Origin of the sequence: Serratia sp. CY31944 (assembly GCF_052169175.1) — a bacterium.
Lineage (GTDB): Bacteria > Pseudomonadota > Gammaproteobacteria > Enterobacterales > Enterobacteriaceae > Serratia > Serratia sarumanii.
Genome location: NZ_JBJNLG010000005.1, coordinates 71,421 through 85,132 on the forward strand (window position 1 = coordinate 71,421; position 13,712 = coordinate 85,132).

Genomic DNA, 13,712 nt, shown 5'->3' on the forward strand with positions numbered 1-13,712 from the left:
AACATGAACGCACGCGTATTCATCCTGCTTCTGCTGCTGGCCGCCAGGTCGGCGGCGGCCGAACATTTTCCCGTCACCGTAGAAAGCTGCGGTGTGCCGGTCACCTTCAACCAGGCGCCGCAGCGCGCCGTCATCAACGACATCAACATGGCCGAGATGGCCTTTGCACTGCATCTGCAGGATCGCATTGTCGGGCTTACCGGCATCACCGGCTGGTACAAACTGACGCCCGACTTCAAGGCCGCGATGGGCGCCATTCCCGAGCTGGCGCCGAAATATCCCGCTTTGGAAACGCTGCTGGCGGCACAGCCGGATTTCTTTTTCGCCGGCTGGAATTACGGCATGAAGATCGGCGGCGACGTCACGCCGGAGAAGCTCGCCCCGTTCGGCATCAAAACGCTGGTGCTGAGCGAGAGCTGCGTACAGGCCGGCGGGCGGCCGCAGAAGGCCGATATGAACCTGCTGTATGACGATGAGCTGAAGCTCGGCAAGATTTTCGGCAAGCAGCAAGAGGCCACCGCGCTGGTTGAGGGCTGGCAGCGCCGGTTGGCTGCGCTTCCCGCCAGGCCGGCGGGCCAGGCGCCGCTCAAGGTGTTCGTCTATGACTCGGGGGAGGAGAAGCCTTTCACCAGCGGCAAATACGCTATGCCGACGGCGATCGTCGAAGCGGCGGGCGGCCGCAACGTGATGGACGGTTTGCCGGCGAGCTGGACGACGGCGTCCTGGGAGGCGGTAGCGGCGGCCGAGCCCGATTTCATTATTCTGCTGGATTACCAGACCGGATCGGGCGCCGATGCGCTGCGGCGCTTCCTCGAGTCTCACCCGTTGATGAAATTGACGCCTGCCGTACGGCACCACCGCTATCTGAAACTGCAGTATGCGGAGCTGACGCCGGGGCCGGCCAACATCGGCGCAGTGGAAAAGCTGGCGCGGGCGCTGTACGCGCCGGAGGCTGAATGAACTCGCCGACCCGGCGCTTTATGCTGCTCGCACCGCTGGCGCTGTCGGTATTGTGCGGGCTAATGATCTGGAGCCTGCAGCTGGGCAGCGTCGCGCTGTCATGGCGGCAGGCGTTTGCGGCGTTAGGGCTCGGTTCGGCGCCGCTTTCCGGCATGCTGGACACCATCGTCGTGCAGCTGCGGGTGCCCAGGGCTTTGTTGGCGGCGTTAACCGGCGCCGGACTGGCGATGACCGGCGCGCTACTGCAGACCACCACCCGTAATGAGCTGGCCGATCCTTTTTTGTTTGGGCTCTCTTCTGGTGCCTCCGCCGGCGCGGTGCTGGTCATCACGCGCTTCGGTGATGCGCTGGGCGTACTGACGTTGCCGCTGTCCGCTTTCGTCGGCGGCATTCTGTCCGCGATGGCGGTGATGATCCTGTTTCGCGTCAGCCGGGTCAGGCGCGCCGAGCAGCTGATCGTCTGTGGCCTGGCGGTCTCATTTTTGTTTAGCGCGCTCACCAGCTACCTGGTGTTTTCCGGCGATCAGCGGGCGGCCGGTTCGGTGTTGTTCTGGTCGCTCGGCGGGCTGGGGCTGGCGCGTTGGGATAATCTGTTCATTCCGCTGGCGAGTTTCGTGCTGCTGGCCGGGTTTACGGCGCTGCGTTGGCGGGCGCTGGACGCGCTGCTGGCGGGCGAGCAAACCGCCCATTCGATGGGGGTCAACGTGGCGCGGCTGCGCACCGAGACCTTTCTGTGCTGCGCACTGTCCACGGCGTTTCTCGTTTCGCTGACGGGCGTGATCGGCTTTGTCGGGCTGATGGTGCCTTATCTGGCCCGGCGCCTGGTGGGCGTGCGCCACCGATTGTCCGTGCCGATGTGCGGCATGCTGGGGGCGATGCTGCTGACCGGCGGTGACATGCTCAGCCGCAGCCTGATCCCCAATCAGGAGCTGCCCATCGGCATCATTACGGCGGGGCTGGGGGGCGCGTTCATCGTGTCCTTGCTGCTGCGCGCGGAGCGGTGAACGCCGCCCTGTCTCAATAGAGCTCCAGATGCAGGCGCTGCTGCTCAATCAGCGTCTGCCACAGGTTTTCCGCCCCGTGGGCTTGCTCCAGCGCCGTCGCCACGGCATGTTCCAGATACTGACGATTGCCGCACAGGTAGACATGCGCGCCCCGCCGCAGCAGGCCGCTGACGACATCGGCGTGATCGTCGATGGCGTGTTGCACGTAATACTTGTCGGTGGTGTCGCGCGAAAATGCCGTGATGAGCCGCGTGAGTACGCCCGCCGCGTTCAGCGTGACCAACTCCTCGCCATACAGGAAGTCTTCATCGCGCCTTTTCTCACCGAAGATCAGCACGGTTTCACGCCGTTCGCCCTGGGCGGCCATTTCGCGCAGTAAGCCAATCAACGGTGCGATGCCGGTACCGGTACCGATAAGCAGCACCGGTACGGTGGTATCGCGCGGCAGGTAAAAGCCGGGGTTGGCGCGGCAGAAGAGGCGGAAAGGGCCGGGTTGGCTGAGCAGCCAGCCGGTCGCCGTGCCGCGCCGGGTGCGGCCGCCGCGTTCATAATGCACGTCGCGCACGCACAGATCGAGGCTCTCTTCCCGCGTTGCCGAAGCGATGGAGTAGGCGCGCGGCAGGCAAACGGGCAGCAGCGTCAGCAGGTTCTCCAGCGTGACCGTCTGCGGCGGGCAAAAATCGTGCAGCACGTCCAGCAGATCGGCGCCGTACAGATAACTCTCCAGGGCTTTGCGCTGGCGGATCTTGAGCAAGCCTTTGAGTTCTTCGCTGTCGGCCAACTGCGCCAGTTCGCGCAGCGTCGTTTTGCTGAGCTGGCGCAGCTCCCGGCGGCGCAGCGCGTCGGCGGCCTCCGGCCTGCCGAGCCAGTCTGCCAGCCGGGTCAATAATCCTTCGTCGTTCTCCGGCAACAGATAGACGGTATCTCCCGCCCGGTAAACGATGCCGCTGCCGGCGATATTCAGCCGTAGGTGCCAGGCCTGCGGCGTGCGTGCGCTGAGCGGCCGCCGTTCGAGGAGGGCGGCGCTGAACGCATGGTCTTCACCGTAGGCGGTTACGCGCAGATGTAAATCGCGGCCGGCCTGGGCATCGCCGGCCAGCACCTTATCCAGCGTCGTCAGCCAGGTTGCGAAGAACGGTTCGAAGTTAACGTCGGCGTCGACGCGATTGACGATGGCGTGGGCGCCGTATTGCGTCAGGCGTGCATCCAGCGCCTGCGTGAAGCCGCAGAAATGCGGGTACGCGGTGTCGCCGAGGCCGAAGATGGCGTAGCGCAACCGGTGGCGGTCAGGCCATTGCGCCAGCGCGTCGGAAAAACGCTCGGCGTTGGCGGGCGGTTCGCCGTCGCCAAATGAGCTCGAGACGATCAGTAGGGCGTCACGCTCGCCCACATCGGCGGGCTGGATGGCGTTGAGTTCTTTCACGACGGGGCGGTAGGGTTGCAGGCTGCTTTGCTCGCCCAGGCGCATCGCCAGCGCCCGGGCGTTGCCCGACTCCGAACCGTAACCAATCAGGATGCGTTCGATAAGGTCGGCCATGGCGGTTACTTGTCGTAGTGGTTGTCGAACTGTTCTTTGGCGAATTCCACCGATTCGAAGTCGGTCATCAGATCGTTGATCACGCGGCGGATGCTGATATAGGCAGCGATATTGCCCTGGGCGTCATACAGCGGTTGCACCGTGGTGTCGACTACGTACAGCACGCCGCCTTTGCCGACGTTCGGAATGATGCCGGTCCAGATGCCGCCCGCCTTGATAGTGTCCCACATCGCTTTGTAAACCGCTTTCGGCACGGAAGGGTGGCGCACGATGCTGTGGGGCTGGCCCACCAGCTCTTCCCGGGAAAAGCCGGTCAGTTGGCAAAACAGATCGTTGACGTAGGTGATGGTGCCCTGCAGATCGGTGGTGGAGATCACCATCACTTTATCGAGCGCGGCTAACAGCTGGGCGGAATCGAGGGTCTGACTCATGGTAGGTTCCTTCTCATTAACAACTTCGCGGTGATTGCCACGGCGGATGCCATGTATCCGTTATGACAGTTTTGTAATTGATTCTCATTTGCGATGAATGGTAATCGGGAAATTTATAAGTTGCAATATAAATACATCTTTAAGGGCGCAGAAAGATCACGATGAGGCAGGCAGGGGAGAGTAGGCCCGCGCCGGGTGCGGCGGCGGGCCAATCGGGCGGTCTTAGCGGGGGCCTTCGGCCCAGCCTTTGCGTTTACTGGTTTTGCCGATGCCGGGGTTGAAGCTGTTGGTCGGATCGGCGGCGCGGTAGAACGCCTGCAGATCCGGTTTGGCGTGATACAGGTGGCCGACGTTATGCTCCGCCGGGTACTCGGCGCCGCGCCGGTTGAGGATCTCGAGCATCTTTTCTTTCAGCGCGTGGCTGTCGACGCCTTTTTTCACCACGTAGTCCTGATGGAAGACGTGGCACATAAAGTGGCCGTAATACAGCTTGTGCACCAGCTGGCTGTCGATCTCCGGCGGCAGGGTTTCGAACCAGTCGGTGTCGTTGCGGCGCAGGGCGATATCCAGCGCCAGAATATCCTCCACCTTGTCGGCGTGCACCGCATGGTAGCGCACGGCGGCGCCGGCGGCGGCGAAGCGGTGCAGGAAGGCCTTTTTGCCTTCGTCAGGCGTGCAGGCGAAGAAAGCACCTTCGGCCTGGGCGAAGTACTCGGTCAGGTAGCGCTGCGCTTCGTCTACGCCGGGGCCGGCCATCTTCAGCAGCAGGTGATGTTCGAAACGTTCGCGGTAGTCCTTCATGCGCTTCGGCAGGTGGTTCGGCGCCAGATGGCTCAGGCCCTGCATCAGCCGATCGGTCAGGTTGTGCGGCAGCAGCGGCAGCTTGTTGAGGCTGGCGTCCATGCGGCCTTTCAGGGTGAAGAAGCGCGGCATCTGATCGGTGCCGAGCTTGTCGATCATCATGAAGGTGTCTTTGCCGTAGACCTCGGCGATGTCGAAGATATCGCGGTGCATGTACTCACCGGCCACCGGCAGGTTGTCGAACTGGCTCAGCATGTGGCGGCGCAGTTCGGTCAGCACCGCGGTGTCGTTGGTGCCGATATAGAACACCTGCTCTTGGCCTTCTTTCTCGAAGGTGTCGAGCCGCACCGCGAACACCGCCAGCTTGCCGGCGCAGCCGGACGCCTCGAACAGGCGGCGTTTGTCGGCGTTGAAGCGGGAAGGAGTGTCGGCATCGACGTCGCGCACCCGGCTGGCGTACTCGTTATCCGAGGCGCGCAGCTCGCCGTATTCGACGTCGGTCGGGCGATAGTCGCCTTTTTCCAGCCGGGTGAGGATCTCCTCCGGCGTGTCGCCAAGGCGGATGCCCAGATGGTTCACCAGGCGCAGCTGGCCGTCTTCTCCTAGCTGGGCGTACAGCGCCATTTCGGTATAGGCCGGGCCGCGTTTCACCAGCGAGCCGCCGGAGTTGTTGCACACGCCGCCGATCACCGAGGCACCGATACAGGAGGAACCGATCACCGAATGTGGTTCGCGGCCGTAGGGTTTGAGCAATTTCTCGAGGTGGTGCAGGGTGCTGCCGGGGAAGCCGACCACCTGCTTGCCGTTGTCCAGCACCTGAATATGGTCGAGGCGCAGGGTGCTGACGATGACGATGTCGCGATCATAGTCGTTGCCGCTGGGGGTCGATCCTTCGGTCAGGCCGGTATTGGCGGCCTGCATGATGACGATTTTGTCGGCGGCCACGCAGGCCTGCAAAATGCGCCACAGCTGCAGCAGGCGGGTGGGAAACACCACCGCCAGCGCCTGGCCTTCGCCGGAGCGGAACCCCTTGCGATACCGCTCGGTGTTGCGATCGCCGGTCAACAACTGCGGGCCGCCGACGATGTCCTTGAGCTGATTGATAAACGCCTGATTGCCTGACTGCATGCTGCCTGTCTCCCTGTCATCCCCGTCGCTTTAACCGCGGCGCCGGAGTGCCGCATATAAGCTAAGAGGTTATCAATTAAATAACTTATTAAGCTATCAGCTTGCCGAGCTAATAGCTTGTGGGTTTAGTAGCGCTCGGCGTAGCCGGCCCGGCGCTCTTCGTCGCGCAGCGTCAGGATCTCCACGCCGTCGGCGGTGACCGCCACGGTGTGCTCCCACTGCGCCGACAGTTTTTTGTCGCGCGTCACCACCGTCCAGCCGTCTTTCTTCTGCTTGATGCGGCGGTCGCCCTGGTTGATCATCGGCTCGATGGTGAACACCATGCCTTCCTGCAGAACCAGACCGCTGCCGGGTTGACCGTAGTGCAGCACCGCCGGCTCTTCATGCATATCGCGGCCGATGCCGTGGCCGCAATATTCCCGCACGATGCTGTAGCCGGCCTGCTCGGCGTGCCGCTGGACGGCATGGCCGATATCGCCGAGGGTGGCGCCCGGTTTCACCGCGCGAATGCCCTGCCACATCGATTCATAGACGTTGTTCACCAGCCGTTTGGCCAGCGGCGTCACCTGGCCGATGCAGTACATTTTGCTGGAGTCGGCGATGTAGCCGCCGTTTTCCAGCGTGATGTCCACGTTGACGATCATGCCGGAACGCAGGATTTTGCTGGCCGACGGCACCCCGTGGCACACCACGTCGTCGATTGAGGTGTTGAGCACATAAGGGAAATCATACTGCCCCTTGCTGGCCGGGCGCGACTTCAGCTCTTCGACGATAAACGCCTCGGCGCGGTCGTTGATCTCCATGGTGGAGATGCCTTCGACGATGACCTCATCGAGCATAGCAAACACTTTCGCCAGCAGGGCGCCGGAATGGCGCATTTTGGCAATCTCTTCCGGCGTTTTAATCACAATCTGTTTCACCCGACAATCTCCTTCAGCGTCAGCGCGTTATCTTTCATCATTTTTTTTACCAGCTGCGGGTAGGTCAGTTCCGGATGGAACTCCGCCAGCATGCCGATCTTGATCCAGTACTCGGCCTGCGCGTTGATCGAACGCGTCATGGTCAGGCTGGCGAGGCGCAGATCGTCATGCAGCGCGTCTGAAATTTTTACGATGCCCATCGGCGTCTCCCTAAGTGAACGATATACGAAGTGTATACGTTTAGGATGGTCGCGATGTGGCATTCTGTGGCGTAAGAAGATTCTGGCAACAACGATTGCCGCCGCCAGGCAATGCGTTTATTGTGATAAACGACTTTTTTGCCATGATTTTTCAGAAGGATTTAAGGCGTGACTAAACTACGTGTTGGGGTGATTTTTGGCGGTAAATCGGCGGAGCATGAGGTGTCGCTGCAGTCGGCCAAAAACATTGTGGATGCAATCGACAAAGAGAAGTTTGACGTCACGCTGCTGGGGATCGACAAACAGGGGCAGTGGCACATCAACGACGCCTCCAACTACCTGCTCAACGCCGAGAACCCGGCGCTGATCGCGCTGAACCGCTCGAACAAGAACGTGGCGCTGATCCCGGGCCAGGAAAAACAGCAGCTGATCGAAGCGGGCAGCGCCGGCGCGTTGGGCCAACTCGACGTCATCTTCCCGATCGTGCACGGCACGCTGGGGGAGGACGGCTCGCTGCAGGGGCTGCTGCGCATGGCCAATATGCCGTTCGTCGGCGCCGGCGTGCTCGGCTCGGCGGTCAGCATGGATAAAGACGTGACCAAGCGCCTGCTGCGCGATGCCGGGCTGGCGGTGGCGCCGTTCGTCACCCTGACCCGCGCCAACCGCGCCGGATTCACGTTTGAGAAACTGAGCGAGCGCCTCGGCCTGCCGCTGTTCGTCAAGCCGGCCAACCAGGGCTCGTCGGTCGGGGTCAGCAAGGTGGAAAACCGCGCCGAGTTCGACGCGGCGGTATCGCTGGCCTTCAGCTTCGATCACAAGGTGCTGGTGGAGTCGGCGATCGTCGGCCGCGAGATCGAGTGCGCGGTGCTGGGCAACGACGATCCGCAGGCCAGCGTGTGCGGCGAGATCGTGCTGAGCGACGCCTTCTATGCTTACGACACCAAATACATCAATGAGCAGGGCGCTCAGGTGGTGGTGCCGGCGGCGATCGCGCCGGAAGTGAGTGACCACATCCGCGAGGTGGCGCTGAAGGCGTTCCGCGCGCTGGAGTGCTTCGGCCTGGCGCGGGTGGATGTGTTCCTGACGCCGGACAACCAGGTGGTGATCAACGAAATCAACACGCTGCCGGGCTTCACCAATATCAGCATGTATCCCAAGCTGTGGGCCGCCAGCGGCGTCAGCTATCAGGCGCTGATCACGCGCCTGATCGAATTGGCGCTGGAGCGCCACCAGCAGGATCGCGCGCTGAACAGTTCGGTGTTCGATCGCTAAACGCGGGAGGGGGCGGCGGTGCCGCCCCCGTCTCTCACTTCACCGTCACATCGATATCGCCGAAATACTTCTTCGACAGCGCCGTCACCGTGCCTTGCTGTTTCACTTTGGCGATGGCGGCATCCAGTTTTTTCTTCAGCGCCTCATCCCCTTTACGCAGGCCGAAGGCGATACCTTCACCGAGGATTTTGTCGTCGCGCACCGCCTCGCCGACGAAGGCGAAGCCTTTGCCGTCCGGCTGCGACAGGAAGCCGCTTTGCCCCGACGGCGCCATCACCAGCGTGGCGTCGAGCCGACCGGCCGCCAGATCGAGGTAAACCTGATTCTGATCCTGATAAGACACCACGTCCACGCCCGCCGGCGCCCAATGGGTTTTGGCGTAAATCTCCTGAATCGATCCTTGCAGCACGCCCACGTGTTTGCCCGCCAGCGATTTGGCGTCCGGCAGCAGGCCGCTGCCGGCTTTGGCGATCAGGCGGTTCGGCACCTGATAGATGGCGTCGGTGAAGGCGATCGCCTGACGCCGCTGTTCGGTCACGTTCATCGCCGAGTTGATGGCGTCGAACTTGCGCGCCTGCAGCGCCGGGATCAGGCTGTCGAACGAGGTTTCCACCCAGCTGCATTGCAACTGCGCGGCGGCGCATACCGCGTCGCCCAGTTCGATGTCGAACCCTTCCAGTTTGCCGCTGGCGGATTTGGATTCGAACGGCGGATACAGCGCTTCCAGGCCGAAGCGCAGGCTGTTTTCCGCCGCCAGCGAAGCGCCGGCGGCCAGCAGGCATCCGGCGGCGAACAGCGTTTTCAATGCTTTCATAGGCAGTGCCCCTTTCCCATGGTTAGACAAAAAATCACGCCTGGCTCAGGCGGCGCGCGCCTTCCAGCAGGGTCTCGTTATCTTTGGAAAAACTCAGCCGGATAATGCCGGTATCGGTGCCGTCACTGTAGAACGCCGACAGCGGGATCGTCGCCACCTTCGCTTCGCGGATCAAGCGCACGGCGAAATCATTGTCGCTTTCGTGACTGAAGCCGCTAAAGCGGGCCAGCATGAAGAAGCTGCCGCGGCTGGGCAGCAGCTCAAAGCGCGAATCCTGCAGGGCGCTGGCCAGCAGATCGCGCTTTTGTTGATAAAACGCCGCCAGCCCCAGGTAGCTCTGCGGGTTGGCGAGCGCGGCGGCGAAGGCGTGCTGCATCGGCGTATCGGCGGAGAACACCATAAACTGGTGCACCTTGCGGATCTCGTCCATCAGCGCCGCCGGCGCCAGACAGTAGCCGACGCGCCAGCCGGTGACGTGGTAGGTTTTACCGAACGACGACACGATCACGCTGCGTTCCGCCAGCTGCGGGTAGCGCGCCATGCTGTGGTGAATATCGCCGTCGAACACCACGTGCTCGTAGACCTCGTCGGACAGGATCACGATGTCGGTGTCGCGGGTCAGGGCGGTCAGACGTTCGATGTCGTGCGCGTCAAACACCGCGCCGGTCGGGTTGTGCGGCGTGTTGACGATGATCATGCGCGTTTTGCCGTTGATGGCGGCGGCCACTTCGTCCCAGTCGACGCGAAAATCCTGCAACGACAGCTTGATCGCCACCGGCGTGGCGCCCTGCAGGCGCACGATCGGCGCATAGCTGTCGAACGCCGGTTCGAAATAGATCACCTCGTCGCCGGGATGCACCAGCGCGCTAATCGCCGAGTACAACCCTTCGCTGGCGCTGGCGATCACCGTGATTTCTTCGTCGGCGTCATAGCGCGCGCCATACAATCGTTCAGCTTTTTCCGCCAGAGCAGCACGTAACGCCGCCACGCCGCTCATCGGCGCGTATTGGTTATGACCTGCGCGCATGGCTTGCGCCGTCGCCTCGATCAGCTGCGGGTCACCGGCGAAGTTGGGCGCGCCCTGTGACAGATTGAGGGCCTGATGTTCGGCGCTGAGTTGGCCAATGACGGTGAAAATGGTGGTGCCGACGTCCGGCAGCTTCGAGCGGGATGAGCAGGCGCTCTGCATGATGGGCTCCAGGCAAACAGGGAAGTGTTGAGCGATTAAGCATCAGCCGGCGTAGGCGGACAAGGGAAAGTTTGTCATACTTGCCATGCACTACGATCATACCTAATCGAGGCCCGCTATGCCGATATCCCTGCCGTCGCTCGACGTGTTGAAAACCTTCGTGGTGGTGGCGCAACGCCTCAACTTTACCCATGCCGCCCGGCAGCTGCACCTGACGCAGGGGGCGGTCAGCCGGCAAATCCTCGGGCTGGAACAGCGCCTGGGCTATCCGCTGTTCAGCCGCCAGGCGCGCGGTCTGGCGCTGACGCCGCAGGGCGCGCAGCTGTTGGCGCCGGTGCAGCAGGCGCTGGGGCAGTTGGACGAGGCGCTGACGCGGGCCGCCGCCCCGCCGGGGGCGCTGCGCATCAAATGCCCGACCTGCGCCATGCGCTGGGTGCTGCCGCGCATCATTCGCCTGCAGAATGAACGGCCGGACATGCATATTGAGCTGACCGCTTCGGTGTCGCACGGTCTGGATTTCAGCACCGAGCAATTTGACGCCGCGGTGGTATTCGGCCGGCCGCCGGGCAAAAAGCTGAGCGCGCACCTGCTGTTCGACGAAATCCTCACGCCGGTCTGCACGCCGACGTTCCTGCCGCCAACGCCCCGGCTGGCGGACTTGACGGACAAAACCCTGCTGCACCCGACGCGCGATCGGCGCGACTGGCTGCGCTGGCTGAAGGCGGCGGGGGCCGATGCGCTGCCGTCCGGCAAGGCTCAGCATTTCGATACCCTCGATCTGGCGATGAGCGCCGCACTGCAAGGGTTTGGCATCGCCATCGGCGATCTGTGCCTGCTGGAGGAGGATATTCAGGCGCGGCGTATCGTCACGCCGTTCCCGCTCTGCGTCAGCAGCGGCGCGGCCTATTATTTGGTCTATCCTGAACGCGGGGCGCCATCGCCGGCGCTGGCGCAGTTTATCGATTTCCTGACGGCGGAGGCCGCCGACAGCCGCGCCCGGCTGCAGAATTACCTGCCGATAACCTGTAATGCTTTGTAAACATTAACGATGCGAATTACCTTGGCGATGAAACAGAGTGTGGCAAACTGTTTCTTCACTCCGATTAAACTCCGCGGCGTTGGCGGCGGAAACACGCCTGAGATAAAACAAGATGAAATGGCTTTGTGTGGTGAGTATGTTGTCCAGTCTGGCCCTCAGCCCGGCTTTTGCGCAGGAAACGCCGATAACGCAGGGCATGCACGCCCAGCAGCGCGACGCCTTCGTGTCCAATTTGATGAAACAGATGACGCTGGAAGAGAAGATCGGCCAGCTGCGGCTGATCAGCGTCGGGCCGGATAACCCGAAAGAAGCGATCCGCGAGGGCATCCGCAAAGGGCAGATCGGCGCCATCTTCAATACCGTTACCCGGCCGGATATCCGGGTGATGCAGGATCAGGCGATGCAGCTCAGCCGCCTCAAAATCCCGTTGTTCTTCGCTTATGACGTGGTGCACGGTCAGCGCACCGTGTTCCCGATCAGCCTGGGGCTGGCGGCCAGCTTCGATCTGGAAGCCATCGCGCTCAGCGCCCGGGTGGCGGCGCAGGAGGCCAGCGACGACGGCCTGAACATGACCTTTGCGCCGATGGTCGATATCACCCGCGATCCGCGCTGGGGGCGGGTCTCCGAAGGCTTCGGCGAAGACACCTGGCTGGTGTCGAAAATCGCCAAGGTGATGGTCGACGGTTTCCAGAACGGCGACCCGGCCAAACCCGGTTCGGTGATGGCCAGCGTCAAGCACTTTGCGCTGTACGGCGCCGTCGAAGGCGGCCGCGATTACAACACCGTCGACATGAGCCCGCTGCGCATGCATCAGGACTATTTGCCGCCTTATAAAGCGGCGGTGGATGCCGGCAGCGGCGGGGTGATGGTGTCGCTCAACGCGATCAACGGCGTGCCGGCCACCGCCAACCCGTGGCTGCTGAAAGATCTGCTGCGCGACCAGTGGGGCTTTAAAGGCATCACCATCAGCGACCACGGCGCAATTAAAGAACTGATTAAACACGGCGTGGCCGCCGACGCGCGCGACGCGGTGCGGCTGGCGATCACCTCCGGCGTCGACATGAGCATGAGCGACGAGTTCTACGACAAATACCTGCCGGGCCTGGTGAAAGACGGGCTGGTGGCTGAAAGCGATATCGACCGCGCCTGCCGCGACGTGCTGAACACCAAGTACGACATGGGGCTGTTCACCGATCCGTATGTGCATCTGGGGCCGGCGGGGGCCGATCCGCAGGACACCAACGCCGAAAGCCGCCTGCACCGCGCCGAGGCGCGGGTGGTGGCACGCAAAACGATGGTGCTGCTGAAGAACGATAAGCAGACGCTGCCGCTGAGCAAACAGGCGACCATCGCGCTGGTCGGGCCGATGGCCGACAGCCAGCGCGACGTGATGGGCAGCTGGTCCGCCGCCGGGGTGGTCAAGCAGTCGGTGACCCTGCGCGAAGGGCTGGAGCGGGCGGTGGGCGACAAGGCGCGCATTCTTTACGCCAAGGGCGCCAACGTCACGCAGGATAAGGGCATTATCGACTACCTGAACGAGTATGAGCCGGCGGTGGCGTTCGATACCCGTTCGCCGCAGCAGATGATCGACGAAGCGGTACAGGCGGCGAACAAGGCCGACGTGGTGGTGGCGGTGGTGGGGGAATCGCAGGGCATGGCGCATGAGGCCTCCAGCCGCGCCGACATCACGATCCCGCAGAGCCAGCGCGATCTGATCGCCGCGCTGAAAGCCACCGGCAAGCCGCTGGTGCTGGTGCTGATGAACGGCCGGCCGCTGGCGCTGAGCTGGGAGAGCGAGCAGGCGGACGCGATGCTGGAAACCTGGTACAGCGGCACCGAGGGCGGCAACGCGGTGGCGGACGTGCTGTTCGGCGACTACAACCCGTCGGGCAAGCTGCCGATGACCTTCCCGCGCTCGGTCGGCCAGATCCCGATGTACTACAACCACCTGAACACCGGCCGCCCGTTCGGCAAGGAGAATCCGGGCAAGTACACCTCGCGCTACTTCGATTCGCCGAACGGCCCGCTGTATCCGTTCGGTTACGGCCTGAGCTACACCACTTTCAGCCTGTCGGACCTGACATTGTCCAGCCCGACGATGGCGCGCAACGGCAAGCTAACCGCCAGCGTCACGCTGAAAAATACCGGCAAGTACGACGGCGCCACGGTGGTGCAGCTGTATCTGCAGGACGTGACCGCCTCGGTCAGCCGGCCGGTGAAAGAGCTGCGCAACTTCAAGAAAGTGACGCTGAAGGCCGGCCAGTCGCAGCAGGTTGAGCTGCCGATTAGCGAAGACGATCTGAAGTTCTACAACGCCAGCCTGAAATGGGGGGCGGAGCCGGGCAAATTCAACGTGTTCGTCGGCCTGGACTCCGACAACGTGCAGGCGCAAAGCTTTACGCTGAAGTAACCCTGTC

General features: G+C 62.7%; 12 protein-coding genes. 5 read left to right on the forward strand and 7 right to left on the reverse strand.

Annotated features, from left to right (window positions below; genetic code table 11):
* The first annotated feature begins 3 nt into the window (after positions 1–3).
* Positions 4–960: an ABC transporter substrate-binding protein gene (locus tag ACJ8IN_RS07425; protein WP_060428950.1), complete on the forward strand. Its 957-nt coding sequence runs from the start codon at positions 4–6 to the stop codon at positions 958–960.
* Positions 957–1,964, forward strand: a complete 1,008-nt coding sequence (locus tag ACJ8IN_RS07430; protein WP_049195876.1) for a FecCD family ABC transporter permease — start codon at positions 957–959, stop codon at positions 1,962–1,964. Before ACJ8IN_RS07425 ends, ACJ8IN_RS07430 begins: the two co-directional genes overlap by 4 nt.
* 13 nt (positions 1,965–1,977) lie before the next feature.
* On the opposite strand, the gene ACJ8IN_RS07435 is transcribed toward ACJ8IN_RS07430, so the two are convergent.
* The 5 genes from ACJ8IN_RS07435 to ACJ8IN_RS07455 form a co-directional block, all read right to left on the reverse strand.
* Positions 1,978–3,501, reverse strand: a complete 1,524-nt coding sequence (locus tag ACJ8IN_RS07435; protein WP_060428952.1) for a flavodoxin domain-containing protein — start codon at positions 3,499–3,501, stop codon at positions 1,978–1,980.
* A 5-nt stretch (positions 3,502–3,506) separates the two neighbouring features.
* Positions 3,507–3,932 (reverse strand): PAS domain-containing protein, encoded by a 426-nt coding sequence (locus ACJ8IN_RS07440; protein ID WP_033647052.1) that lies wholly within the window; start codon positions 3,930–3,932, stop codon positions 3,507–3,509.
* Between the two features lie 222 nt (positions 3,933–4,154).
* Complete coding sequence (dld, locus tag ACJ8IN_RS07445) at positions 4,155–5,861, reverse strand: D-lactate dehydrogenase (RefSeq protein ID WP_060421295.1); 1,707 nt, start codon at positions 5,859–5,861, stop codon at positions 4,155–4,157.
* Between the two features lie 125 nt (positions 5,862–5,986).
* Positions 5,987–6,781 carry a type I methionyl aminopeptidase gene (gene map, locus ACJ8IN_RS07450; protein WP_047568762.1) on the reverse strand — a complete coding sequence of 265 codons (795 nt, stop codon included), beginning with the start codon at positions 6,779–6,781 and terminating at the stop codon, positions 5,987–5,989.
* Positions 6,778–6,981, reverse strand: a complete 204-nt coding sequence (locus tag ACJ8IN_RS07455) for a ParD-like family protein (protein ID WP_006324220.1) — start codon at positions 6,979–6,981, stop codon at positions 6,778–6,780. The genes map and ACJ8IN_RS07455 overlap by 4 nt, the downstream gene beginning before the upstream one ends.
* 168 nt (positions 6,982–7,149) lie before the next feature.
* Between ACJ8IN_RS07455 and ddlA the strand changes: the two genes are divergently transcribed.
* Entirely contained in the window at positions 7,150–8,253 is a 1,104-nt protein-coding gene (gene ddlA, locus ACJ8IN_RS07460) for a D-alanine--D-alanine ligase (RefSeq protein WP_308325529.1), read from the forward strand.
* 34 nt (positions 8,254–8,287) lie between these two features.
* On the opposite strand, the gene ACJ8IN_RS07465 is transcribed toward ddlA, so the two are convergent.
* The gene (locus tag ACJ8IN_RS07465) at positions 8,288–9,067 is read right to left on the reverse strand and encodes an ABC transporter substrate-binding protein (RefSeq protein ID WP_033647048.1); all 780 of its coding nucleotides are present in this window, start codon (positions 9,065–9,067) and stop codon (positions 8,288–8,290) included.
* Positions 9,068–9,101: 34 nt separating this feature from the next.
* Complete coding sequence (locus ACJ8IN_RS07470) at positions 9,102–10,256, reverse strand: methionine aminotransferase (protein WP_060429712.1); 1,155 nt, start codon at positions 10,254–10,256, stop codon at positions 9,102–9,104.
* A 118-nt stretch (positions 10,257–10,374) separates the two neighbouring features.
* On the opposite strand from ACJ8IN_RS07470, the gene ACJ8IN_RS07475 reads away from it, so the two are divergent.
* Both ACJ8IN_RS07475 and bglX read left to right on the forward strand, forming a co-directional pair.
* Positions 10,375–11,295, forward strand: coding sequence for a LysR substrate-binding domain-containing protein (locus ACJ8IN_RS07475; RefSeq protein ID WP_033653469.1), 921 nt, complete (start codon positions 10,375–10,377; stop codon positions 11,293–11,295).
* Positions 11,296–11,407: 112 nt separating this feature from the next.
* Positions 11,408–13,705, forward strand: a complete 2,298-nt coding sequence (bglX, locus tag ACJ8IN_RS07480) for a beta-glucosidase BglX (protein WP_308325531.1) — start codon at positions 11,408–11,410, stop codon at positions 13,703–13,705.
* Positions 13,706–13,712: the final 7 nt, after the last annotated feature.